The sequence below is a fragment of the Acinetobacter sp. NIPH 817 genome (genome assembly GCF_000368405.1).
GTDB lineage: Bacteria > Pseudomonadota > Gammaproteobacteria > Pseudomonadales > Moraxellaceae > Acinetobacter.
On sequence record NZ_KB849419.1, the window covers coordinates 80,589 to 104,429 of the forward strand.

General features: G+C 39.2%; 20 protein-coding genes. 8 read left to right on the forward strand and 12 right to left on the reverse strand.

Going from position 1 to position 23,841, the window contains the following annotated elements:
- The 3 genes from F968_RS01755 to dxs all read right to left on the reverse strand — a co-directional run.
- The coding region (locus tag F968_RS01755) for a DEAD/DEAH box helicase (RefSeq protein ID WP_004789675.1) at window positions 1-1,643 on the reverse strand (1,643 nt) is incomplete at its 3' end.
- 408 nt (window positions 1,644-2,051) lie between these two features.
- Window positions 2,052-2,882: an inositol monophosphatase family protein gene (locus F968_RS01760; RefSeq protein ID WP_004789677.1), complete on the reverse strand. Its 831-nt coding sequence runs from the start codon at window positions 2,880-2,882 to the stop codon at window positions 2,052-2,054.
- Between the two features lie 117 nt (window positions 2,883-2,999).
- Window positions 3,000-4,904, reverse strand: coding sequence for a 1-deoxy-D-xylulose-5-phosphate synthase (gene dxs / locus F968_RS01765; RefSeq protein WP_004789679.1), 1,905 nt, complete (start codon window positions 4,902-4,904; stop codon window positions 3,000-3,002).
- Between the two features lie 303 nt (window positions 4,905-5,207).
- Between dxs and ribA the strand changes: the two genes are divergently transcribed.
- The 3 genes from ribA (at window position 5,208) to aroE (ending at window position 7,856) form a co-directional block, all read left to right on the forward strand.
- Window positions 5,208-5,810 carry a GTP cyclohydrolase II gene (gene ribA / locus F968_RS01770; protein WP_004789681.1) on the forward strand — a complete coding sequence of 201 codons (603 nt, stop codon included), beginning with the start codon at window positions 5,208-5,210 and terminating at the stop codon, window positions 5,808-5,810.
- Window positions 5,811-5,936: 126 nt separating this feature from the next.
- Window positions 5,937-6,887 (forward strand): oxygen-dependent coproporphyrinogen oxidase, encoded by a 951-nt coding sequence (gene hemF / locus F968_RS01775; RefSeq protein ID WP_004789683.1) that lies wholly within the window; start codon window positions 5,937-5,939, stop codon window positions 6,885-6,887.
- A 180-nt stretch (window positions 6,888-7,067) separates the two neighbouring features.
- Complete coding sequence (gene aroE, locus F968_RS01780; RefSeq protein WP_004789685.1) at window positions 7,068-7,856, forward strand: shikimate dehydrogenase; 789 nt, start codon at window positions 7,068-7,070, stop codon at window positions 7,854-7,856.
- 47 nt (window positions 7,857-7,903) lie between these two features.
- Here the strand turns inward: aroE and F968_RS01785 are convergent, their stop codons facing one another.
- Window positions 7,904-10,246 (reverse strand): hypothetical protein, encoded by a 2,343-nt coding sequence (locus F968_RS01785; protein ID WP_004789686.1) that lies wholly within the window; start codon window positions 10,244-10,246, stop codon window positions 7,904-7,906.
- A 257-nt stretch (window positions 10,247-10,503) separates the two neighbouring features.
- On the opposite strand from F968_RS01785, the gene F968_RS01790 reads away from it, so the two are divergent.
- The gene (locus F968_RS01790) at window positions 10,504-12,327 is read left to right on the forward strand and encodes an acyl-CoA dehydrogenase C-terminal domain-containing protein (protein ID WP_004789687.1); all 1,824 of its coding nucleotides are present in this window, start codon (window positions 10,504-10,506) and stop codon (window positions 12,325-12,327) included.
- Between the two features lie 66 nt (window positions 12,328-12,393).
- Here F968_RS01790 and F968_RS01795 read toward each other — a convergent pair whose 3' ends face one another.
- A complete protein-coding gene (locus tag F968_RS01795; RefSeq protein WP_081399445.1) occupies window positions 12,394-13,041 on the reverse strand; it encodes a hypothetical protein in 648 nt (215 codons plus the stop codon).
- Window positions 13,042-13,289: 248 nt separating this feature from the next.
- On the opposite strand from F968_RS01795, the gene F968_RS01800 reads away from it, so the two are divergent.
- Window positions 13,290-13,544 carry a PspC domain-containing protein gene (locus tag F968_RS01800; protein WP_004789692.1) on the forward strand — a complete coding sequence of 85 codons (255 nt, stop codon included), beginning with the start codon at window positions 13,290-13,292 and terminating at the stop codon, window positions 13,542-13,544.
- A 63-nt stretch (window positions 13,545-13,607) separates the two neighbouring features.
- Here F968_RS01800 and F968_RS01805 read toward each other — a convergent pair whose 3' ends face one another.
- The 5 genes from F968_RS01805 to F968_RS01830 all read right to left on the reverse strand — a co-directional run bounded on the left by F968_RS01805 (window position 13,608) and on the right by F968_RS01830 (window position 18,776).
- Complete coding sequence (locus tag F968_RS01805) at window positions 13,608-14,708, reverse strand: HPP family protein (RefSeq protein ID WP_004789693.1); 1,101 nt, start codon at window positions 14,706-14,708, stop codon at window positions 13,608-13,610.
- A gap of 132 nt (window positions 14,709-14,840) precedes the next feature.
- Window positions 14,841-15,638 (reverse strand): TIGR03915 family putative DNA repair protein, encoded by a 798-nt coding sequence (locus F968_RS01810; protein ID WP_004789694.1) that lies wholly within the window; start codon window positions 15,636-15,638, stop codon window positions 14,841-14,843.
- A gap of 2 nt (window positions 15,639-15,640) precedes the next feature.
- The gene (locus F968_RS01815; RefSeq protein ID WP_004789696.1) at window positions 15,641-16,903 is read right to left on the reverse strand and encodes a putative DNA modification/repair radical SAM protein; all 1,263 of its coding nucleotides are present in this window, start codon (window positions 16,901-16,903) and stop codon (window positions 15,641-15,643) included.
- Between the two features lie 109 nt (window positions 16,904-17,012).
- On the reverse strand, window positions 17,013-17,429 hold the full coding sequence (locus F968_RS01820; protein ID WP_004789698.1) for a lysozyme inhibitor LprI family protein: 417 nt from the start codon (window positions 17,427-17,429) through the stop codon (window positions 17,013-17,015).
- A 561-nt stretch (window positions 17,430-17,990) separates the two neighbouring features.
- The gene (locus tag F968_RS01830; protein WP_004789701.1) at window positions 17,991-18,776 is read right to left on the reverse strand and encodes a tetratricopeptide repeat protein; all 786 of its coding nucleotides are present in this window, start codon (window positions 18,774-18,776) and stop codon (window positions 17,991-17,993) included.
- A gap of 137 nt (window positions 18,777-18,913) precedes the next feature.
- On the opposite strand from F968_RS01830, the gene F968_RS01835 reads away from it, so the two are divergent.
- The 3 genes from F968_RS01835 to glyS all read left to right on the forward strand — a co-directional run bounded on the left by F968_RS01835 (window position 18,914) and on the right by glyS (window position 22,534).
- Window positions 18,914-19,396: a hypothetical protein gene (locus F968_RS01835; RefSeq protein WP_004789704.1), complete on the forward strand. Its 483-nt coding sequence runs from the start codon at window positions 18,914-18,916 to the stop codon at window positions 19,394-19,396.
- Window positions 19,397-19,487: 91 nt separating this feature from the next.
- Window positions 19,488-20,465 (forward strand): glycine--tRNA ligase subunit alpha, encoded by a 978-nt coding sequence (gene glyQ / locus F968_RS01840; RefSeq protein ID WP_002044989.1) that lies wholly within the window; start codon window positions 19,488-19,490, stop codon window positions 20,463-20,465.
- Window positions 20,465-22,534 (forward strand): glycine--tRNA ligase subunit beta, encoded by a 2,070-nt coding sequence (gene glyS, locus F968_RS01845; protein ID WP_004789706.1) that lies wholly within the window; start codon window positions 20,465-20,467, stop codon window positions 22,532-22,534. The genes glyQ and glyS overlap by 1 nt, the downstream gene beginning before the upstream one ends.
- A gap of 52 nt (window positions 22,535-22,586) precedes the next feature.
- Here glyS and F968_RS01850 read toward each other — a convergent pair whose 3' ends face one another.
- Complete coding sequence (locus F968_RS01850; protein ID WP_004789708.1) at window positions 22,587-22,871, reverse strand: YciI family protein; 285 nt, start codon at window positions 22,869-22,871, stop codon at window positions 22,587-22,589.
- 67 nt (window positions 22,872-22,938) lie between these two features.
- The gene (locus F968_RS01855) at window positions 22,939-23,841 is read right to left on the reverse strand and encodes a DMT family transporter (RefSeq protein ID WP_004789710.1); all 903 of its coding nucleotides are present in this window, start codon (window positions 23,839-23,841) and stop codon (window positions 22,939-22,941) included.

Here is a 23,841-nt window from a genome sequence, read left to right on the forward strand (position 1 = left end):
CCACGTGGTTTGTCATCAAAACTACGACGTGGACGATCTTCGCCACCGAAGCTACGTTTTGGACGGTCACCAAAACCACTTTCGCGGCGTGGTTTATAATCTACGCGATTACCACGGTTGTCATCATTCGAGTCAAAACGCGGTTTATCATTGAAACCACCTTCGCGACGCGGACGATCTGAACCAAACTCACGACGTGGACGATCTTCAAAACCACCTTCACGACGTGGACGGTCTGAATTGAACTCGCGACGCGGACGATCTTCACCACCAAATGCTGGACGCTCACCACGTGGTTTATCGTCGAAGCTACGACGTGGACGGTCATCACGACCACCTTCACGGCGTTTGAAGTTGCTTTCGCCTTCAAAACGACGACCGCCACCGAAACCGCCGCCACCACGACGACCATCACGGCTACCGCCATTACCGCCACGACCACGACCACCGCCATCACGACCTGAGCGAGCAGGAGGTGGAGATGGCTCTAAGCCTTCAATTTCAGAAACACTTAAACGCGCTTCTAAATATTCTTCAAGTGCACGAATCTTACCGCGTTCACGATAAGTCGCTAAAGTAATTGCTTGACCAGTACGACCAGCACGACCAGTACGACCAATACGGTGTACATAATCTTCATGCTTCATCGGAAGACCGAAGTTAATTACGTGAGAAATAGTCGGAACGTCAAGACCACGAGCAGCAACGTCAGTTGCAACTAAGATTTTTGCACGACCTTCACGAATACTACGTAAACGACGGTTACGAACTGTTTGTGGCATCGCACCATGAAGTGCAACTACAGAATGACCTGCTTCAGCAAGTTCTTCTGCCAACATATCTGTATCTTCTTGCGTACTAGCAAAAACAACAGCTTGATCTAAGTTTTCATCACTTAACCAATGTGTAAGTAATTTTTTCTTATGTTCAAAGCCATCAGTCCAATGCAATGTTTGCGTAATATCTGTATTGGTTGAATGACCTGTTTCAATTGCGATACGCATAGGATCTTTCATCATGCATGATGCAAGACGAATAATACGGTCAGCAAATGTTGCAGAGAACATTAATGTTTGTTTACGGTTAGCCGCTAATTCGCTAATTGCTTCTAAGTCTTCAGAGAAACCTAGGTCAAGCATACGGTCCGCTTCATCAACGATTAAAGCATCTACTTGATCTAATTTAATTTGACGACGATTTACCAAGTCAAGTAAACGACCAGGTGTTGCAACAACAACTTGCGCGCCTTTTAATTGTTGAATTTGTTTTGCAAATGGCATACCGCCCATAATGGCAGCAATACGAACACCTTTCATGTGACGTACAAATGCAATTGCATCTTGACTTACTTGCTGAGCCAATTCACGAGTTGGTGAAATTACCAAGATATTCGGTTGAGTGACTGCTTTCATACGGTCTTTAAACGGTACAACAGTCTCTTGACCAGCTAAAGCATTTAATGTTGGGAGTAAGAATGCAGCAGTTTTACCAGAGCCAGTTTGGCTTGATACGAGAAGGTCTTTACCTTCTAAAGCAGCAGGAATTGCTTGTTCTTGCACAGGAGTCGGGGCAGTAAAACCTAAACCTTCAAGCGCTTGTTGTAAGGTTTCATGCAAAGAAAATTCGGCAAAAGTTTTGCTCATAGAGAGTTTCACCCTTGTGGGTGCTCCATTTTTAATAAATACAAAAAAATAGACATCGGCAAAAAGCGGCAAAGCAAAATTAGCTGAAACGTTTTTTCAGCAGCAATCCGAGTAACGACGATGTGGACTAAACGCACGCTTGATTACGGCCGAACCTGAAGAATCGCTGAGCGATTGGGGCGCAAGTAATGGTCCTCTCTATGGACAGCGTGCGCTTACAATGAATAGAACAGAATGTTCAGGTAATGAACGGAAATTTAAGTGCGTTGGCGGATTATAGCAGAAATAATTTAAAAGTCACCTGTTTTAATCAACTTTGTTCATATTTCTTGAATTAACTCAATTTCACTCTTTATTTAAAACATAAAACCCTCTGATTACAGAGGGTTTTATTAATAATCAACCAAATTATTTTGCAGCTTTATCCCAAGCTGGAACAACTGTTTGCATTAAAGGTTTTAGCAATTTAAGCGAACATGCAAGTACTTGACCATTTTCAAGTGAATTATTACCACCACGTGCGTCAACAACTACACCGCCCGCTTCTTTAAGAATAAGTTCACCAGCAGCAATATCCCATGGCTTTAAGCCAAGCTCAAAGAAGCCATCGAAACGACCTGCAGCAACATACGCTAAATCTAGAGCAGCTGAACCACCACGACGAATTTGTGCACCTGCTTCAGTAACAGCTAATAATGATGCGAAATGCTGCTCTGCATAAGATACGATTTCGCCAGCACGTTTAGCACGGTAAGGATGGCCTACTGCTAAGAATGTATTTTCTAAACTATCTTTTACATTTACACGAATACGGCGTTGATTCATAACTGCACCGCGACCACGGCTAGCAGAGAATAACTCATCACGCACTGGATCGTAGATTACGCCGTGTTGAGTAACACCTTTATGCTGAACTGCAATAGAAATACAGAAATGAGGGAAACCATTAATAAAGTTTTGTGTGCCATCAAGCGGGTCAATTACCCAGCACCACTCTGCATCATGGCCTTTGCCTTCTTGTAAACCAAACTCTTCACCTAAGAAGCTATGATTTTTATAACTTTTACGTAACGTATCAATCGCTAACTGTTCTAAATAACGATCTACACGTGTTACTGGGCCATCAATGCCTTTCTCTTCAACTTGTAAATCGAGTTTATGACGATTTTGATGCGCTTTTAAAAGCTCTTGACCAACTGTTTGAGCCGCACGCGCAGCCATAACCACCATAGGTTCCATTGAACACCCACTAGACAAATTTGAAGATTTTGACAAAGAATAATGCATAAAAGCGCAGATATTTTAGCAAATATATGCGCTTTTAGGGGGAAAATGTTTCAAAAATTTTATTAAGGGTTAAACAACCTGGTTTAACTTGAGCCAAACTTTCTCAATTGAGCTCAAAATACCCTTAGCGTCTAAACCACAGTCTTGCAACATTTGCCCGTGTGAAGCCTGTTGTAAGAACAAATCTGGTAAGCCTAAATTAATGATAGGTTTCACAATTTGTTCTTGAGCCATGAACTCATTTACCGCACTTCCGGCACCGCCCATAACGGCATGCTCTTCAACAGTGACAAATAAATGTGTGTGCTCAGCCAAATCACGAATAATTTTTTCATCAAGGGGTTTCACAAAACGCATATTTACAACACGCACACCCACATCATGTTTTTGTGCAAATTGCTCAGCAGCTTCTATGGCAACCATAACGCGACTACCAAATGCCAAAATTGTAATCTGTTCATCACAAGCAGATTTAATTTCAGCAACGATTTCAGCTTTTCCTAACTCAATAGCAGTCAACTCTTGCTGAATTTCAACACCTACACCTGCACCACGTGGGTAACGTACTGCCGCTGGTCCATTATAGACATAGGCTGTATGAAGCATCTGACGGCATTCATTTTCATCTTTTGGTGCCATGATGACCATATTTGGCACTGTACGCATGTATGCATAATCATATGCACCTGCGTGTGTTGGGCCATCTTCACCTACTAAACCAGCACGGTCGATCCCGAAAGTTACATCAAGGTTCTGTAATGCAACATCGTGAATAAGCTGATCGTAACCACGCTGTAAAAACGTTGAATAGATTGCAACAACAGGTTTTAAGCCTTCACAAGCCATTCCTGCTGCAAGTGTTACTGCATGCTGTTCAGCAATCGCAACATCAAAAAATCTCTGCGGAAATTCCTTAGCAAACTGAACCATCCCTGAGCCTTCACACATGGCTGGTGTAATCGCAAGTAGACGCTCATCTTGTGCAGCTTCATCACATAACCACTGCCCAAATACATCAGAATATTTAGGTGGTGTTTTACCTGCTGAGGCTGTATTAATTTTGCTAATTGCATGGTAGGTAATCGGATCCGCTTCTGCCGGAGTGAAACCTTTACCCTTTTTAGTATAGACGTGGACTAAACGTGGTCCTTTACGCTTTTTGAGAGCATTAAATACTTGGGCCAGTTGATTTACGTCATGGCCATCGAATGGGCCAAAATAATCAAAACCAATTGCTTTAAATAAATTATCTGCCGCATCTGTTGCAGATTGATGCAAACGAGAGTTATAGGTCCATTTTGGATGTGGCTGAATGTAAGCCTCACCATGTTCATCTACATTTACTAAATGACCTTTTTCCCAAATTGCAGCTAAATGTTTAGCAAAACCGCCTGTACTACAAGAAATTGACATGTCATTGTCATTCAGCACAACAATTAAATCAGCATTATGTGCAACAGCGTCGTTCATGGCTTCAAATGCCATACCGGCTGTCATTGCACCATCACCGACAATACAAACCACTTCACATGAGTCGTTTTGATAGCGCCGTGCTAACGACATTCCTAAACCAGCTGAAATTGCTGTTGATGAATGCCCTACGCCGAATGTATCAAAAACTGATTCTTCTCTGGCTGGAAATGCTGCTAAACCATTTTTAGAACGAATCGTGGTCATTTGCTCACGACGACCTGTCAGGACTTTATGCGGATACGCCTGATGTCCCACATCCCAAACTAATCGGTCATTTGGTGTATTAAAGCAATAATGCAGCGCAACCGTCAGCTCAACCACGCCGAGATTAGCACCGAAATGGCCACCACTCTGGCCTGCTGCATATAAAATATATTGACGCAACTCATCAGCCACTTGAACCAATTGGCTATGCTCGAGCTGACGTAATTGTTGAGGATGATCAATTGCATCTAACAATGGCGTAACAGGGCGTTGAGTTGGAATTTCGGTATACAACATATGTGGCAAAGCCTTTATAAGCCTGGCAAATCCTAAGCTGGGTCAAAATGGGTCGATCATACAATCGAATGAAGTCACCTTCAATCAGCCACATTTGCGAACGAGGTCATGCAAAGCAGTCTCTCATACATCATGGGTATGGTTGGCAGATTATCCTGAATAATCTGACTATTTATCAACTATTATCGTCATCTTTATACAAAAAAGAAAACCTTAGTGTGCAAAATGATTATGACAATTCGACCAATCTCCCAGCATTACGCTATACTTTAAACCGTTTTCGGTTAAAAGATGAGTTAATCTGTGCCTATAGAGTTCATTGCAACATCAAAACTCCCGACCGCTTTTGGTGAATTCAATATTTCTGTGTTTCAAGATCCAGTATCAGGTGAAGAACATGTGGCACTTTCTAAAGGGTTAGAAAATCCCCCTACAGGCCCTGTTTTGGTTCGTGTACATTCAGAATGTTTAACAGGTGATGCGTTTGCGTCATTAAAATGCGACTGTGGTCCTCAATTGCAGGCAACTCAAAAGCTCATCAACGAGGCAGGCCAAGGCGTTATTTTATATTTACGTCAAGAAGGCCGTGGTATTGGGCTTACAAATAAAATTCGCGCCTATGCTTTACAAGATCAGGGTCATGACACCGTAGATGCTAATTTACTTTTAAATTTACCTGCCGATGCACGTCGTTACGATATGTGTAGCATCATGCTAGATCATTTAGAAGTAAAAGAAGTGAAGTTAATTACCAATAATCCTTTGAAAATTCAGGCACTCAAAGATCAAGGAATTAATGTTGTCGACCGTGTCCCATTAACGGTTGGGCGCAACCCTTTTAATGAACAATATTTAAAAACTAAACGTGAACGTATGGATCACCTTTACCAAAAAGATGATTTCTAAAAAAATTATAAATTTAAAAATAATTAGAAGGGATTTTTGAGACATTTTTTAAAAATCCCTTACTTTTTTTATGGTTTTGTGTTTTGATGTACCTATCTCCTATCTCAATCATCTTTGAGGGTCATTATGCAACATCCGACTTCCACAGATATTCAACGTGTCCGCGAATTTCTCCTCGATTTACAAGCTCGTATATGTGCTGGTTTAGAACAACAAGAAAAAGCTGGTGGCGGTACGAGTGAATTTATTATTGATGATTGGGAACGTCCTGAAGGTGGGGGTGGACGTTCACGCGTACTGCAAAATGGTACAGTGATTGAAAAAGGTGGTGTGATGTTCTCTCACATCAATATTAGTAAACTGCCCGCTTCTGCTACAGAAAGACACCCTCAAATTGCTGGTGCTAAGGCTCAAGCACTGGGCGTTTCGTTAGTGATTCACCCTAAAAACCCGAATATTCCGACTTCTCATGCCAATGTACGTTTATTCGTTGCAGAACCTGAAGGACAAGATCCAATTTGGTGGTTTGGCGGTGGTTTTGACTTAACTCCTTTTTATCCAGATGAGCAAGATGTTATCGATTGGCATCAAGCTGCACATGACCTATGTCAGCCTTTTGGTGACCATGTCTACGCTGAACATAAAAAATGGTGTGATGATTATTTCTATTTAAAACATCGTGATGAACAACGTGGTGTTGGTGGTTTATTTTTTGATGATCTTAATGACTGGGATTTCGAAACTTGCTTTAAATATATTCAAGCTGTGGGTAATGGCTATTTAAATGCCATTTTGCCAATTTTTGAAAAACATCGTGAACAGCCGTATACAGAAGCTCAACGTGAGTTCCAAATTTACCGTCGCGGTAGATATGTCGAATACAACTTAGTATATGACCGCGGAACATTGTTTGGCTTACAAACAGGTGGACGTATCGAATCTATTTTAGTCAGCCTCCCTAACCTTGCAGGTTGGTCGTATCGTCCAGAATGGGATGAAGATTCCCCTGAGAAACGTTTAACTGACTATTACCTAAAACCACGTGACTGGTTAAATTTAAAAGAAAAAGTCGCTTAATTTTTTGCTTTTTGGAGATTCTTTGGCTTCCACCCTAGAGAATCTCCTTTTTTATTTTCACTTTTCTGAACCTCATTCAAATATTTTTTCTTATTCCAATTTGGCTTATATTGAGGCCTGCTGAATATTCAGCACACGTTTTTATCTGCTTCATGCCATTTTAAAATTTTGGATATAAGAATGACCAAACAGTTTGCAGTAATTGGCAACCCAATCGAACAATCACGCTCTCCTGAATTGCATCATGCTTTCGCTCAAAAAACAGGTGTTGATCTCGACTATCAAAAACGTCTTGCCCCACTTGATGGTTTTGAACCGAGTATGCGTAGCTTCTTTGCAAATGGTGGAAGTGGTATGAACGTTACCGTACCGTTTAAAGAACAAGCTTTTGCCTTGTGTGATGTGTTAACCGAACGCGCTCAAATTGCGAAAGCGGTGAATACGTTATGGATGCAGAATGGCAAATTGCACGGCGATAATACAGATGGCCAAGGCCTAGTTGCCGCGATTCAAGCCTTGGACTGGAACCTAGAAAATACTACTATTTTAATTTTAGGTGCTGGCGGGGCAACTCGTGGTGTTATTTACCCACTTGTGCAGGCTGGCGCTAAAAAGATAGTGATTGCAAACCGGACTCTTGCTCGTGCTGAACAACTTGTAGATGACCTAAAAGCAGCAGTTCCGCAAGCTCAATTACAAGCAATTTCTCTAAATGAGCTAGAAGGGAAATTTGATATTGTAATTAATGCAACTTCTGCAAGCCTTTCAGGTGATGCATTACAACTACCAGAAAATTTAGAGTTCAAATATGCCTATGAAATGGCTTATGGCAAGCCATCTAGCTTCCTTGAGCAAGCTAAACAACGTAATGTGCCTTATGCAGAAGGTTTCGGAATGTTAGTGGGTCAGGCTATTGAAGCCTTCTATATATGGAATGGTGTGAGACCTGAATTAAAAGATTTTCTATAAAACAAAAAAGAACCTACTTTAAGTAGGTTCTTTTTTTATCTCATCTATTATTTTTTAGCTGTAACCATCTGCTTATAAACATCTCGGAAAATCTCATAATCAATAAATTCATTATGTTCAGGTTTTAAATTCTGAATTGTTTTTTCTGTAAGTTGCTGTTTACGCGCAGCAGCATAAGCCTTACCTAAAATATCAGCTGTTTGTGACAACAATGGTTTTTCTTCAGCAGAAGCACCATTTTGTTGTTCAAATTTTAATTGATATTGTTTCGAGAAAAGCTGCTCAGGCTGCTTATATTGTTTCTGTAATTTTTGCCATGCTTCACGCCCTGCCTCACCTTGTATTGTCGTAATCACAATATGGTCCACAGCACGACCTAAATCATTATCAAATTGGTCTTCTTGCTCAAGATGATGCTTTTTCTGCAATGCCTCAATACGCTCTAAAGCCTTACCTTGAGGATTATAAGTTTCTTCTTCAGAGAACCAGTAAGCATAAACTTCAGCAATTTCTTGCAACTGTTGAACTGAATAATAATGAATATATGACGGTTTTTCGGCAGTCAATTTTGCAATGAACACAGCCTTATACGTTTTGTCATAGGCACGTGTTGCATCATAAGTTTGGTTAGCCAACAGCGCCAGACTAGAATCTAAATCTTGTACATCGCTATGTAAACCAACTGGATGTTCAGAAACATCACTCTGCCCAAGTTTTTCACTAAACCCTTTTACGAAGTTTTCAAATAGCGAACCTTTGCTTGCTTCAGCAACTGATTTAGCTTGTTTAAGCTGCTGTTGGTCAATTGAAGTTGCTTTACCATAATTTAGAATTTGCATGTCCGCTTTAATATTAAAGCGATGATTAAACTCGGCTGGTGTATAGGCAACATCATAATCTGCGTTAACTAAACGGCCTTTTTCATCAAGTCCAACATCAATCGTAATTGGATTTCTTTGTTTTGGTAAAGCTTGTTCAATCTCGGCTTTATGTTTTAACCATAAAGCTTTAAATGCATCATCATCCACAAACTGGTTCTGATCATAAGCAGCAAAAGTTTGTTTTAGGGCAGCTTGACGAGCTTTCATCTGAGTTTTTTCGGTATTTACTGCGCTCTGATCAAGCACATTAATACCGTAAATTTGACAGTAATTAATATCACCTAAGGCAACTGGTTTCTTAAGAGACTGTAATTCCACACACTGCTCTTCTGTAAGTGTAGCCACTTCTTCATCTTGTGTAGTGGGTTCAGCATCTGCCACAGCAACGTCTTCGGCTTGAGCTGAATCAGAGGCTGCTTCTGCTGCTGCCACATCTTGAGCTGCGCTTGCTTGGTCTTCATCACCTTCCTCAGAAGTCAATGTATTGCCAAAATGAGCATTAATAAGCGAATAAAGTTGCTGACTGACAGCCGCTGCATCTTCAGAAGAAACCTTCTGCCCCTCAGCACCAGTCGCCTTTTTCTTAGCTTCAGAAGCAGCAAGTTCAGTTGCTATAGATTCGGCAATCTTTTGGTCATCAAACCCTAAAACATTTTTTTGCAAATATTTTTCATTGACTTGACCATAGAGTTCCGATTGCAGCAATAGCTCTTCGACCGTATTTTTTAGACGAATTTTTTCTACAATTCCGGCTTTACGGTCAGCATCGGTAATTGGTAAACGCTGTAAATTTTGAGGTTCAGCCAAACGATAAGATACCGCGCTAGAAGCTTTCGCATATTCAACGAACTTCTTCATATCGACGTTTGTAAACAGATTTTTATACTTTGAAAAATCGACATACGCCAAGTTATTTTGATTATCTTTATTGACCAGATAAGGCATTAATCCGAAATAATTAACGTAAAATTTATAGTCCTTCAGATCAAGCACCATTGGCAATTTTGCCTGTACCAGTAAGGTCGGTTTCTCATATCTTGCAGTGAGATTTAACGACCCCATTTTTTGACGGTAATGAACTGAACCATCGTAACTAAATTGGAGATCATTTAATAAATTAATTAATACGGCATTTACTTTTTCTGAACGTGATTCGTCAGCTACCCCTGAAACAGAATGTTCATTTGCAATTGCAGCATAAAGCGCTTGCTTCTGTTTTTTATTCAAATTAGTCTTTTGTTCACGTAAATATTGATCTACTTTTTTTTGCACTCCAGCATCAAGCTGAGCCGTTTTCTCTACAGTACTGATTTTCTTGGGCTGATTTGGATCAACATTAACTTTAAAATGCCCACGGTAATCATAACTTGGGTATTCATACATCGCATTCATACCCTGAATGACTTTTTGATCTAAGTTGGCAGATGCCACTGATGGACGTAGGTTATGCTGCGCACATGCGGTCAAACCCAAACTAAATAAACATAAACTGAGATATTTTAAATGCATAACCTTTTTTAAAACCTTATAGCTTTATCTTTTTAACAAAACTTGCTAAAAATATAAAAATTAGTTGTTTTTTCACATAAAAGTATAAGTCCTGAATGTAGCAGAAATTATAATTTCAGGTGTATTTATTTTCGACAAAATTCGCTTTTCTGACATTTCTTTCGGGTGCGATTAACATTGTATTTTTATCATGCGAGTGAATAATCAAATCATCGATACAGATAATCCCACAATGATTCAAAATTAGGATTAAAGCCATGCCAGCATATAAAGCTCCGCTACACGATATTCGCTTCTTAATGAATGAAGTATTAGATTACCCTGCTCACTATAAAACTTTATCAAATGGTGAAAATGCAGATCCAGATACCGTTGATATGATTCTTGAAGGTGCAGCAGATTATTGTGAAAACGTATTATCGCCACTTAACCAATCTGGTGATGAAGAAGGTTGCCATTTTGACAACGGTGAAGTAAGAACACCTAAAGGCTTTAAAGAGGCTTATGACCAATTTGTAATGGGCGGTTGGCAAGGTCTTTCTTATCCTGAAGAATTTGGTGGTCAAGGCCTACCAATGTCATTAAATCTGATTAAATCAGAAATGATGGGTACTGCAAACTGGTCATTTACGATGTACCCTGGCTTAAGTTCGGGTTGTATGAATACTATCTTGCAATTCGGTACTGATGAGCAAAAACAAACCTATATGCCTAAACTTGTTGAAGGAACTTGGAGCGGCACCATGTGCTTAACCGAGCCTCAATGTGGTACTGACTTGGGTCAAGTTAAAACTAAAGCTGAACCTCAAGCAGATGGCACTTATAAAATCTCTGGTACAAAAATCTTCATTTCTGCCGGTGAACATGACTTAACTGAAAATATTATTCACATCGTACTTGCACGTCTTCCAGATGCTCCTGCTGGTACTCGTGGTATTTCATTATTTATCGTACCTAAATTCATCCCTACTGCTGATGGCGGTGTTGGTGAGCGTAATACAGTGGCCTGTGGTTCAATCGAACACAAAATGGGGATTCGTGCCTCTGCTACTGCCGTGCTGAACTTTGATAATGCAACTGGTTATTTAATCGGTGAAGTAAACAAAGGCCTACATGCAATGTTTACCTTCATGAACACAGCACGTATTGGTACTGCTGTTCAAGGTATTGCACATGCTGAGTTATCTTATCAAGGTGCTTTACCTTATGCGAAAGACCGTATGTCTATGCGTGCGCTTTCTGGTAAGAAAGATCCAGATAAAGTTGCTGACGCAATCATTCATCATGCTGACGTACGTCGCTTGTTGTTGACTCAAAAAGCAATTGCTGAAGGTGGCCGTTCAATGATCTATCATGCTGCAAAACTTGCAGACAAAATGACAGATGCATTAACACGTGGCGACCAAGCTGCTTACGAAGACTATGATGATAAACTTGGTTTCTACACTCCAATTTTAAAAGGTTTCTTGACTGAACTTGGTTTAGAAGCTGCAAATAACGGTATGCAAGTTTACGGTGGTCATGGCTACATCAAAGAATGGGGCATGGAACAAATCGCTCGTGATGCTCGTATTTCAACGCTATACGAAGGTACCACAGGCATTCAAGCACTTGACTTGATTGGTCGTAAAGTATTGCTTAGCTCAAAAGGCAAAGTGGTTCGTGACTACACTGCTGAAATCTTAAAATTCTGTGCTGCGCACGCACGTAATAAATATTTACGTCGTTTTGCTTGGGACTTAACTAAGCTTTGCGCTCAATGGAATACATTAACTGTTCGTATCATGCTTGCTGCACGTAAAGACCGTGACATCGTATCTTCTGCTTCTGTAGACTTTTTAATGTTCTCAGGTTACGTGATGATGGCTTACTTCTGGGCGCAACAAGCAGTCATTGCTTCTGAAAAACTTGAAGCAGGTGATGGTGCAGAAACGCCTGAATTCTATAAAGCTAAAATCAAAGTTGCAGACTTCTACTTTGACCGTATGTTGCCTCGTACTCAAGGTCATGCAGAGTCGATGGTAACAAGCTCTCGCACATTAACATCATTACCAGTTGAACACTTTAGCTTCGACTACTAATGATTTTTAAATAGAGAAACGAAAAGAGCGCAATTCATATTGCGCTCTTTTTTATTCAAGTAATATTTATTCTTTAGTTAATACATAAGCCTGATTTGGAACAAAATAGTTTTGCTCTAAAAATTCACGATTTTTACCATAATCGCTATAAAACAGCTTTTCTAGATTCATGACCAATCTTTTGTTTGAATCAAAATTAAAATAAAAATTAACTTTAGATAAAGGACATTGAATAGTTAACTCATGCTCTTTTTCGTCCACCTTCCAATTTAAAGAAGGACATAATTCATTTACAGCGGCACTTTTAGCCCCATCTTTACTTCCCACGCGGCCAAAATGGACAACATTCCAATAAGCCGATCCATTGGGTAATAAATTTAAAATGTACTCTGCTTCGCCCGACTCACAATCGGCAAAAGCATCCTCACATGAAATTCGGGTGTGATATCGCCCTACATATTGCAATAAGGTTCCGCTTAATTTTTTGGTTTGATCTAAATTTTCTTCAGGTAAGAAAGTACGCCCTGCCACATAATCTAATGTTTTTGTAGATGTACTATTTTTTATTAGATTTTCTTCATGCGTAGAATTAGAGCTGGCACTAGAGTGATCTTTTGAGTTGGCATGGTTTATATCGCAAGCACTCAGTGTCAGGCACATGATAGCCCCTCCAACTAAATACTTAACAAAAAAACTAGACCACTTCAAAGACATATACATTATTCACAGATAACAGCAATCGCCATGTTTATTCATTTCAGGCATTAACCAATTGCTGCAATAAACCTTTAAGCCCTGAAAAGGTGCATTTTAGTTGATGTTGCTTTCCTTCATTCCAATCCTTTACATATTTTAACCAATTTACTTTTGAGAGGACTTTAAACCCTTTATTTCGCCTCCATATTTTTACTAAGCAAGAGCACAATAGCTGCTTGTAATTATTTATCTTTAAGGAGAATTAGATGGCCAGTTCTGGTTTATATCGCTCGAACCGACACAGCATGATCGCCGGTGTAATGGGCGGTATTGCTGAACGTTTTGGTTGGAACGTAACTTTACTACGTGTCATTTTTGTTTTGATCTCAGTTATGAGTGCGGCCTTTCCAGGAATTTTAGTTTATCTGGTTTTATGGTTAGTCATTCCGAAAAAACAGCCAGAGCATATTGAAGGCTATCGACAATCCGTTCGAACAGTAAATGAAGAACAAGTACGTTAATTAATAATTTTGGTCGCTACGGTTGCATCCCCTAATCAACCGTAGCTTTTTTTAATCTAAAAATTATAGCTTTCGATTTAACTGTTGCTGTAAAGCCGCAATCATATCTGCACGGCTAATCATTCCTATAAGCTTGCGATCTTCAACTACAGGAATGTAGTTAAACGACTTTTCAACAAAGTATGGCACCAAATCTTGAATAGGTTGAGTTGGCAGTACCGTGACCACTCGACGACTCATAATTTGTTTTACATAGTGCTGCCAAGAGTTTCTTGGATCTGCTGCGCCCTTAAACCACTCTACAACTTCATATAACGCTAAAGTTCCTACCAAATGATTTTCTGCATTTACTACAGGTAGGCTCATCAAGTTCACTTGTTTAAATTTATCGAGCGCCTGATGAATGTCGTCATCTTCATGTAGTTTGATGACATCACGACTCATAATATCCTGACAGATATATTGATTTACCATGCGCTCATTGGCATGTTCCTGAGCTTCTAAAATAATTTTTTCTAAGTCGTATTGGCTAATATCTAAAAGTTCGGTGTGATGCCCTAATGCATACTCAATATCTTTCGGCTGAATAGATACTTTTTGAGTCGGTGTAGGGTCTTTACTACGCTCATTAAGATGAGCAGTAACCGGATAATGCCGCCCAATTAATCGATTAAAGAAAACAGCAAACCCAAGTAAAAGTAATGAGTTGAGTAAAACCGGATAAAAGATGAAATAAAAGCCTAATTTATGAATTGCTGCCCCACCTAGTACAGCTGTAATTGCGACTGCCCCACTCGGTGGATGCAAAGAATCGGTGGTCATCATTAAAAATATGGCAAAACCTACTGCAACACTAAAAGCTGTGGTTAAATCAGGAATCCACTGTGCACAGGCAACACCAATAATCCCAGCTAAGGTATTACCAACAATCACATTCCATGGTTGAGCCAAGGGACTGGTCGGCACAGCAAATAATAGAACAGATGAGGCGCCCATTGGTGCAATGTACCAAGCATTAATTCCGCCCAGAACATACCAACTAATTAGGGAAGAAATTGCTAAACCACACAACGCTCCAATACCGCAAAGTAATCGTTCCTTTAAAGGTAAAACCTTAAAATTTGGCTTTAAAGTCTGTAACCATTCTCGCTGTATAACACTCACAGTACACCTTTGGGGATATGCCGTTATTTATAACGGGCAAAAGTATACGCCCAAAGCGACATAAAGTGCATTTAAATTATATCTTTCAAGAATAAGAAAACTTGCTGAACTATTCTTTTTGATTTTAAAACTTTAATATTCCATCAATTTTTCATTTAAATAACGCCAATATCGCTTCGGCAAATATTGCACATGAAGTTTTATATTTTGGCGTTCAGTAATATTAACGCTATTAAAATAATCTTTCCAAAGCTGGTCATACAAAACTTCTTGTTCATCCAGCTCAAGCTGAAAGCTTTGACTCATCCCATTTTTCAAATTACGGTCGACTTCAGAGGCTTCGAGTGAAACTTCATGTATTTCTTGCAAATCATAATACAGTCCGAATTTACGTTTCTCATCATAAATCAGCCAACGTTGATCTTGATAACGCCGTTTAAAATGCGGCTGAATAAGAGGTAAAACATTAAAATCGGGACGCACCAAACTCAAAAAAAGCTCATCTTTGGTTTTCTTAAAACGAATAAAAGCTTCCATCCGATGCTTCTCTCGCCCGACCTTTTTCGTCCACTGCGCAATCGCCAAAACACTTGAGTGCGAATAATCTTTTTCTACAGAAAAATGGCTAGTAAACACATAAATACAGTAATTAAATAAATGCTGATAGGCATCTAACGATTCAGATAAATAAGCAAAATAAAATTGTTTTAATGATGAAGATGTAAGCTTTTTTTGTAGTGCAGACCAAACACGCTCGGCATGTTGCTCGTTATTTGAAACCTCAATTTTATCGGCAAATAAGCCATGTTGAGCCGCATCATTTAAACAAAGTCTGACCTGCAATTCTTTAAATTGAAATGCATGAAAAACACAGCTCAGCAGCCCAACCATTGAACCATCAAAATAGTAAGCGACCTCATCATTAAACATGGCTAAAACCCGAGGCTTAATTGTGGCGAGAGTTGCTGTATATATTTCGAGGAACCCTGCGTTAAAATTTGCTGTCGGATATAGCCAGAAGACAGTTCTTTTTGGAATTTTGGACTGTCTTCACAGCGAATAAAGTATTTTGCGCGTTGGTAAGCCACGCCTAGTTTTTTAAGTAAATCGATATGGATTTTTCCAAAACGGCGAGCCTGTACAATTTTCTTAGCCGATTTCACTCCAATGCCCGGCACACGTAAAATCATTTGATAGTCGGCACGATTTAAATCTACGGGAAACTGTTCAGGATGCCTTAAAGCCCAGCTTAATTTAGGGTCTACATCCAAGTCTAAGTTTGGGTGTTTTTCATTGACGATTTCATTGACCTGAAAACCATAAAAACGCATCAACCAATCGCTTTGATAGAGTCGGTTTTCCCGCAGTAATGGCGGTGCAGAACCCACTGCTGGCAAATAATTATTTTCGGTATTAATTGGGATATAGCCAGAGAAATAGACGCGTTTGAGTTTAAATTCTTTGTAGTGCTTGTCTGCCATAAACAAGACATCTTGGTCTGACTCTTGATGTGCTCCCACTACCATTTGAGTGGTTTGCCCTGCTGGTACATATTTCGGTACATGCTTAATGATTTGGCGTTCATCTTTAAGCTGAATGAGCCTGTCACGGACCAAACCTAAATCTTTTTGCACTTCCTGATGTGATTTTTCTGGTGCAAAAGTTTTTAGGCCAACCTCAGTCGGCATCTCTAAATTAATACTCATCCGGTCAGCATATAAACCTGCTTCATGAATCAGTTCAGGTGATGCCCCTGGAATAGTTTTTAAATGAATATAGCCATTAAAATTTTCTTCTAGGCGCAGCTTCTTTACAACTTGAAGCATCCGCTCCATCGTATAATCGGCTGATTTAAAAATGCCCGAGCTTAAAAATAAGCCTTCGATATAATTACGACGGTAAAAATTAATAGTTAAATCTACGACCTCTTGTACCGTAAATGCTGCACGCTGGACATCATTAGAACGACGTGAAACACAATAGGCGCAGTCAAAAATACACACATTACTAAATAGAATTTTTAAGAGAGACACACAACGGCCATCTTCAGTATAGCTATGGCAAATTCCTGAATGGCTGGCATCCCCTAGACCTTTATCTTTGTTTTTACGGTCACTGCCACTTGATGAACAAGACACATCATATTTAGCAGCATCAGCAAGAATCTGTAGTTTTTCTCGAATGCGATCAGACATATCAAACGACTCATTTATGGCATCGTTTAAAAAATATCATTTTGCATTCTTAAATTTAATCCAGTGAAGTACGCTCAGCGTCATGAGGTGACGTTTAAAATAATTTGTCTTAATTAACGTATTCTTCAAGCTGCTTTACACGTGCTGCATACTCTTGCATTGGGCAATACGAATACATCGGGGAACCAATGTATGAGCCTGCATTATTACACTCCTGATCTACATAAGCTTTCCAAAGCCGTTGAGATTTTAAAATATCTTGGTAACGCTCTGGCTGTTTGTATTCTTCGCTTTGTGTACGAATTTGATCAATGAGAGCAACAATTTTTTCTTCATAAGTCTTTTTAGCTTTATCAGAACAACTATACACGACCATGTTATTAATACTCTCAAGCTTCATTTCTTTAATTGTCTGGTCTACACATTGATTGTATTCATCCTGCTCATCAGTTTCGGTTTGCGCGTAAAGCCACGGACTACAGAAAAGACTGGATAAAACAATAAGTTTGCAGCAAAATTTCAGCATAATTTATTCTCGATTCTATAATTTTTAATATGCTTCAATATAACAAAAATTCTATAACGGTTGCCTATCAGTATTTAGACATTATAAAAAGTCTGTTACTCGCGCCCATACCAGTACTCATTATTTTAATTTCAACAAATCCTATACTTTATTTTTTAATCATTATATATCTGCTCTTTTTACCATTCTTTATTGCAATATCCTCACTACTAAATAGATTTAAGCTATTAAATTTTCTAACAATACTATTAACGACATTTGGGGCACTCATTTTCTTTAAAGAGCTGATTTATATACCTTTAGAATCCTTCTTTTCTGAGTTAGTTTTTAGTTGGGTTGGAATCTCTATCTTAATTACAGCTTTTAATTTTTGGGCATTATTGACTTGGTATAACTATAAAGATAATAAAATCAAAGAGCAGAACATACACATTGAATGAACGCTCTGCTAATTGAATATAAAACCCTTATAAGTTGAACTTTCTTCAGCAATAGAAAACTATTCATTTCTTTTATTTATGAAATAGTCCCAACCATTCTATATGGTGGCAGCTTAAAGTTTTACTGATTTTTACAGGTATTCGGATAGGTTTCATCAACTTTAAGATCAATATTATAAACCGGTTGTATTGGTATTTCCTCTGTACGGTAAGAGCACATATCACGCCATTTCATTGCTTCCTCTTTATCCTGAGGTAACCCATTTAACCCAGAATAATAATTTTGAAACATATTTTCTTGACCATCCGCATAACCAAGATTGGCGGCTTTAATATACCACTCTGTTGAAACCTTACCATTTTCTGCTACGCCTAAACCCTGTTGATAAAGAACCCCTATATTATTCATTCCTGCTGGATTGCCCTGCTCAGCAGCTTTTGTATACCAATACATTGCTTTTTTATAGTCTGTATCTACACCATAACCTAGATGATAAAACGTACCTACCCTGAACTGAGCATCAGCATTGCCTGCTTGCGCAGCCTCTTCAGAGAGTTTGAACATCTTAGATACAAAAGCACTTAAGTCTTCTTTCCGATAATAAAGTGTAGTCAAATTCAATTTAGCTAAAGCACTCCCTTGTTCAGCCGCTTGTTGAAAGAGCTTTTCAATTTCTAAGGCTTTTTTTGCTTCAGTGGCCTCATCTCCCTCTTTACTTCGAATCCAATCATTTCTATTTTTATAATATAATAATGCAGCATAATTATTCAGCTCATCTGCATTTAACTTATTGAAATTATAGTTATATTTAGCTGAATAATAAATCCAATTATTCTTTAAATAGTAAAAACCAACAAAGCCTAAAAATAATATTAAAATTCCAAAATAATACTTCTTCAAATTCATTCTAAAATAATCTAATTTAAATTATGACAAATTATCCTATCAAAAGATGGATTAAATACAAAAGATAATAATCTTGTTTTAATGGCTCATAGACATTATCAGCAGATCATCTTAAAATTAAAAAAACATAACTTACTATGATTAAGATGAATCCAACAACGCCAAATATTGAATACCAACCTAAAATTGCTCTTATTATTACCCCTCTTATTCCGATCAGCCTCTTAATTTTACTGTCCGTACTTACTGGCAAATTTGCACTTGATCTCCTCTATATTATTGGAATCTTTGTTGGTACTTATTATATTATCTTATTCCCATTACTACTTAAGATATGCCAAGTACTCATTACTAAAAACCGCTTTATCTTTCCATTAATGTGGTTAGGTGCACATGTATCATTTAGCCTGATTTATTTCTTCTTAGCGGTCTATGAAAATATTTCTCATAATTTACCAATATTTGATTATGTATTCCCAACTGTTGGACGTACTTTGATCTCAACCTCTACATTCACTGTAAGTTTTATTCTTAGCCTCATTTTTTGGTTTTTCGCATCATTTCAACCTCGATTAAAAGCAAAACATGCAGGAAAATCCCAGCTAAATGACAGCCAATAATTTTTTATAGGTATAGAAACTAGTCTTTGCCACTCCCCCACAAAATCCTTATACTTAGGGGCAATTTTTCTCATAAATTCGTGGATGCTACATGAGTCGCGCCATCTCGCACATTGATACATTTCAGGGCTTAATTCTTGCCCTACAAAACTATTGGGCCGAACAAGGCTGCGTCGTACTACAACCTTACGACATGGAAATGGGCGCTGGAACATTCCACACCGCAACATTCTTACGTGCTTTAGGACCTGAGACTTGGAACGCGGCATACGTTCAACCTTCACGTCGTCCAAAAGATGGCCGCTATGGTGAAAACCCGAACCGTTTGCAACACTACTACCAATTCCAAGTGGTGCTTAAGCCAAACCCGGACAACATCCAACAGCTCTATCTTGATTCTTTAAAAGCAATCGGGATTGATACGCTTACTCACGACATCCGCTTCGTAGAAGACAACTGGGAATCTCCGACGCTAGGTGCTTGGGGCTTAGGTTGGGAAGTTTGGCTTAACGGTATGGAAGTAACTCAGTTCACTTACTTCCAACAAGTCGGTGGTGTTGAATGTTACCCAGTAACAGGCGAAATCACTTACGGTTTAGAACGTCTTGCAATGTACCTTCAAGGTGTTGACTCGGTTTATGACCTTGTTTGGACCAAAGGCCAATTTGGTACTGTGACTTACGGCGACGTATTCCATCAAAATGAAGTTGAGCAATCGACTTATAACTTTGAATACGCTCCAGTTGAAAAACTATTCGAACTGTTTGATTTTTACGAATCAGAAGCAAACCGTTTAATTGAAGCAAAACTTTCTCTTCCTGCTTATGAGCAAGTGGTTAAAGCGTCTCATACCTTTAACTTGCTTGATGCACGTGGCGCAATTTCTGTGACTGAGCGTCAGCGTTACATTTTACGTGTACGTACTTTAGCGCGTGCTATTGCACAAAGTTATGTACAAGCACGTGCAGAGCTTGGCTTCCCAATGGCAGAACCACACTTACGTGATGAAGTATTGGCACAGTTAAAAGCACAAGCTGAAAGTGAAGCAGCAAAGGCGGAGAAAAACTAATGAGCAAACATACTGTTTTATTCGAACTTGGCTGTGAAGAACTTCCACCAAAAAGCTTGAAAACTTTACGTGATGCATTACAGGCAGAAACGGTAAAAGGTTTAAAAGTTGCCGGCTTAAACTTCGCATCAATTGAAGCTTATGCTGCTCCACGTCGTTTAGCGCTTAAAATTGTAGATATCGATGCTGCTCAAGCTGATACACAAAAACGTTTTGACGGCCCTGCTGTTCAAGCGGCTTATGATGCAGAAGGCAAACCGACTAAAGCACTTGAAGGCTTTATGCGTGGCCAAGGCATTACAGTTGATCAGCTTTCTACTTTCCAAGCAGGTAAAGTTGAAAAAGTTTGCTATTTAAAAGATGTAAAAGGTCAAAGCCTTGATGCTTTACTTCCACAGATTTTACAAACTGCATTAGACAATTTACCAATTGCTAAGCGTATGCGTTCTGCTGCAAGCCGTACCGAATTTGTACGTCCAGTGAAATGGGTTCTTTTACTTAAAGATGATCAAATTGTTGACGCAACTATTCAAGATCATAAAGCTGGCAATGTGACTTATGGTCACCGTTTCCATGCACCTGAAGCAGTGACTTTAGCGCATGCAAATGACTACTTAGCTGCTTTAGAAAAAGCTTACGTTGTTGCGAACTTTGAAAAACGTCAAGCAACCATTCAAGAACAAGTGAAAAAGTTAGCTGATGAAGTTAATGCAACTGCGATTGTTCCAGCTGACTTACTTGATGAAGTAACAAGCCTCGTTGAATGGCCAGTTGCTCTTCGTGCAAACTTTGAAGAGCGCTTCCTTGCTGTTCCTCAAGAAGCACTCATTACGACAATGCAAGACAACCAGAAATATTTCTGCTTGATCAATAGCGAAGGTAAATTACAGCCTTACTTCATTACTGTTTCAAATATTGAGTCTAAAGATCCGATTCAAATTATTGAAGGTAACGAAAAAGTTGTTCGTCCTCGTTTGTCTGATGCTGAATTCTTCTTCTTACAAGATCAAAAGCAACCGCTTGCATCTCGTAAAGAAAAATTGGCAAACATGGTATTCCAAGCACAACTCGGTACGCTTTGGGACAAATCAACACGTATTGCTAAACTTGCTGTTGCGTTGTCTCCAATCACTGGTGCAAACCCAGCCGATGCTGAAAAAGCTGCATTACTTGCTAAATGCGACTTAACGTCTGAGCTTGTTGGTGAATTCCCAGAACTTCAAGGTATTGCGGGTACTTACTACGCGCGTATTGAAGGTGAAAACACTGAAGTTTCAGAAGCTTTAGGCGAACAATATTTACCAAAATTTGCTGGTGATGTTCTACCAAAAACAAAAACAGGTACAACCATTGCCCTTGCTGACCGCCTAGATACGCTCGTTGGTATTTTTGGTATTGGACAAGCACCAACAGGTTCTAAAGACCCGTTTGCACTTCGCCGTTCAGCGATTGGTATCTTACGTTTAATCATTGAAAATGAATTAGATGTAACGATTGAAGAGCTAGTTAATCTTGCACTTCAAGGTTATGGCGACATCGTTAAAGATCACGACAAAACTCGTGCTGACGCGGTTGCATTCTTGGAAGGTCGTTACCGTGCCAAGTATGAAGACCAAGGCGTTGCTGTTGACGTACTTCAAGCTGTTCAAGCGCTTGCACCGAAGTCTCCACTTGATTTTGACAAGCGCGTAAATGCAGTTAATCACTTCCGCACATTACCTGAAGCTGCTGCACTTGCTGCTGCAAACAAACGTGTTGCTAATATTCTTGCAAAAGAAGCGGCACCAGAAGGTTCTGTCGTTGAAGCAAACTTGGTTGAAGATGCTGAGAAAGCATTATTCGCTGAGCTTCAAGCAGTGACACCTGTGGTTGAACCATTACTTGCAGCAAAAGACTACACTGCTGCCCTTTCTAAGCTTGCAGCACTTCGCGCGCCGATTGATGCATTCTTTGATGGCGTAATGGTAATGGCAGATGATGCTGACCTGAAAGCAAACCGTTTACGTTTATTAGCTCAGTTACGTAACTTGTTTACTGCTGTGGCTGATGTGAGTGTGTTGCAGGGTTAATTAGCTCATTATTAAATAAAGGGATCTTTTATAGATCCCTTTATTTTTTACGTTAAACAAATTCTTTAATTTCTTCTAAACTTTTCGATGGCTCAAACCACATAAAATCATAATCAGCCACATCATGAATATAAAACGGATCATTTTTCATGATCTCTTCGGCCCCTTGAATCGAAGAGCTTAGAACTAAAATCACCCCACCCACTCTATTTTCGCGGCGTCCTGATGCCAAAAACTTCTTTTGCTCATAGTAATGATCTAAAAATGCAATATGCTCTTTGAGTACAGCATCAACTTCGACTAATGGTTTTTTATAGGTCAAGGTAACAACAATCATCTCATTCTCTTAAAGCAAGTAGTACATGACATAACATCAATCTATAGTTCGTTTAATTATCTATAGCTTATTCGATAGTACGCCTATTCCCCCAATTCATCCACACCAAACTCCCCACAATAATTACCCCACCTAGCAGCACCATCATGGATGGTTTTTCATTTAAGAAAAGAACTGCCAAACTCATAGCGACAATCGGCGAGCAATACAAAAAATTCGATGCAATCGTTAATGGCATATTTTTAAGTACATATCCCCAAAGTACATACGCCATCGCACTTGGAAAAATACCCAACAAGATAACCGACATATTGGCTTGCCAAGTGGCATGTAAAATTTCACTAGGCAAATGGACACTATAAAATAGTAAAGGAATGGTCCCGAACCAGATGATGTAGCACATCATGCTCAAAGCATCATAATTTAAAGCAAATTTTTTATATAAATTAAAATAAAGGCCCCACGCAACTGCAGCTAAAACAATCAACAAACTGTAAGGGCTCGGCACACCAAAACCATGGTCACCACTGACTACCAAAACGGCGCCACAAAGACCGAGCAAAATACATAACCATTGTTTGAAACTGATTTTTTCCTTAAAAAGCAAAGCTGAAATAATAAAAGTAAATAACGGAATAGATTGACTCAAAATACTGGAAGCTACCGCAGTTACATATTGCTGCCCTGTATTTATAAGCAAATGATGTAGCGTTACAGAGAAAAATCCTAATACAGCAAGCGCAGGAGCATCTTTCCATTTTAAAGGCTGAATGCCTTTTTTCACGACCAAAAGCAGTAAAAAAAACGATGCGATCAAAAAGCGGAGCAAGGCAATATGCTCCGGTGTATATGAATGCAAAGCACTATGTACGCCAATAGGTGAATAGCCCCAACAAAAGACGGTCACAGCAATACATAAATAGAGCTTGAATGCGGGAGGCTGGGTTTCGGCAGCAAGAGAAATTGCCAT

What these genes read in the sequence shown, in the direction of transcription:
- F968_RS01810 (WP_004789694.1), bottom strand. Translation starts at nt 15,638, where the DNA reads ATGTTTAATGATGAGGTCGCTTACTATTTTGATGGTTCAATGGTTGGG.
- F968_RS01850 (WP_004789708.1), bottom strand. Translation starts at nt 22,871, where the DNA reads ATGATTGTTGTTACCTTGACCTATAAAAAACCATTAGTCGAAGTTGAT.
- dxs (WP_004789679.1), bottom strand. Translation starts at nt 4,904, where the DNA reads ATGTTGTATACCGAAATTCCAACTCAACGCCCTGTTACGCCATTGTTA.
- F968_RS01820 (WP_004789698.1), bottom strand. Translation starts at nt 17,429, where the DNA reads ATGCTGAAATTTTGCTGCAAACTTATTGTTTTATCCAGTCTTTTCTGT.
- F968_RS01760 (WP_004789677.1), bottom strand. Translation starts at nt 2,882, where the DNA reads ATGGAACCTATGGTGGTTATGGCTGCGCGTGCGGCTCAAACAGTTGGT.
- glyS (WP_004789706.1), top strand. Translation starts at nt 20,465, where the DNA reads ATGAGCAAACATACTGTTTTATTCGAACTTGGCTGTGAAGAACTTCCA.
- F968_RS01835 (WP_004789704.1), top strand. Translation starts at nt 18,914, where the DNA reads ATGATTAAGATGAATCCAACAACGCCAAATATTGAATACCAACCTAAA.
- F968_RS01855 (WP_004789710.1), bottom strand. Translation starts at nt 23,841, where the DNA reads ATGGCAATTTCTCTTGCTGCCGAAACCCAGCCTCCCGCATTCAAGCTC.
- F968_RS01790 (WP_004789687.1), top strand. Translation starts at nt 10,504, where the DNA reads ATGCCAGCATATAAAGCTCCGCTACACGATATTCGCTTCTTAATGAAT.
- F968_RS01815 (WP_004789696.1), bottom strand. Translation starts at nt 16,903, where the DNA reads ATGTCTGATCGCATTCGAGAAAAACTACAGATTCTTGCTGATGCTGCT.
- hemF (WP_004789683.1), top strand. Translation starts at nt 5,937, where the DNA reads ATGCAACATCCGACTTCCACAGATATTCAACGTGTCCGCGAATTTCTC.
- aroE (WP_004789685.1), top strand. Translation starts at nt 7,068, where the DNA reads ATGACCAAACAGTTTGCAGTAATTGGCAACCCAATCGAACAATCACGC.
- F968_RS01795 (WP_081399445.1), bottom strand. Translation starts at nt 13,041, where the DNA reads ATGTCTTTGAAGTGGTCTAGTTTTTTTGTTAAGTATTTAGTTGGAGGG.
- F968_RS01830 (WP_004789701.1), bottom strand. Translation starts at nt 18,776, where the DNA reads ATGAATTTGAAGAAGTATTATTTTGGAATTTTAATATTATTTTTAGGC.
- F968_RS01800 (WP_004789692.1), top strand. Translation starts at nt 13,290, where the DNA reads ATGGCCAGTTCTGGTTTATATCGCTCGAACCGACACAGCATGATCGCC.
- glyQ (WP_002044989.1), top strand. Translation starts at nt 19,488, where the DNA reads ATGAGTCGCGCCATCTCGCACATTGATACATTTCAGGGCTTAATTCTT.
- F968_RS01785 (WP_004789686.1), bottom strand. Translation starts at nt 10,246, where the DNA reads ATGCATTTAAAATATCTCAGTTTATGTTTATTTAGTTTGGGTTTGACC.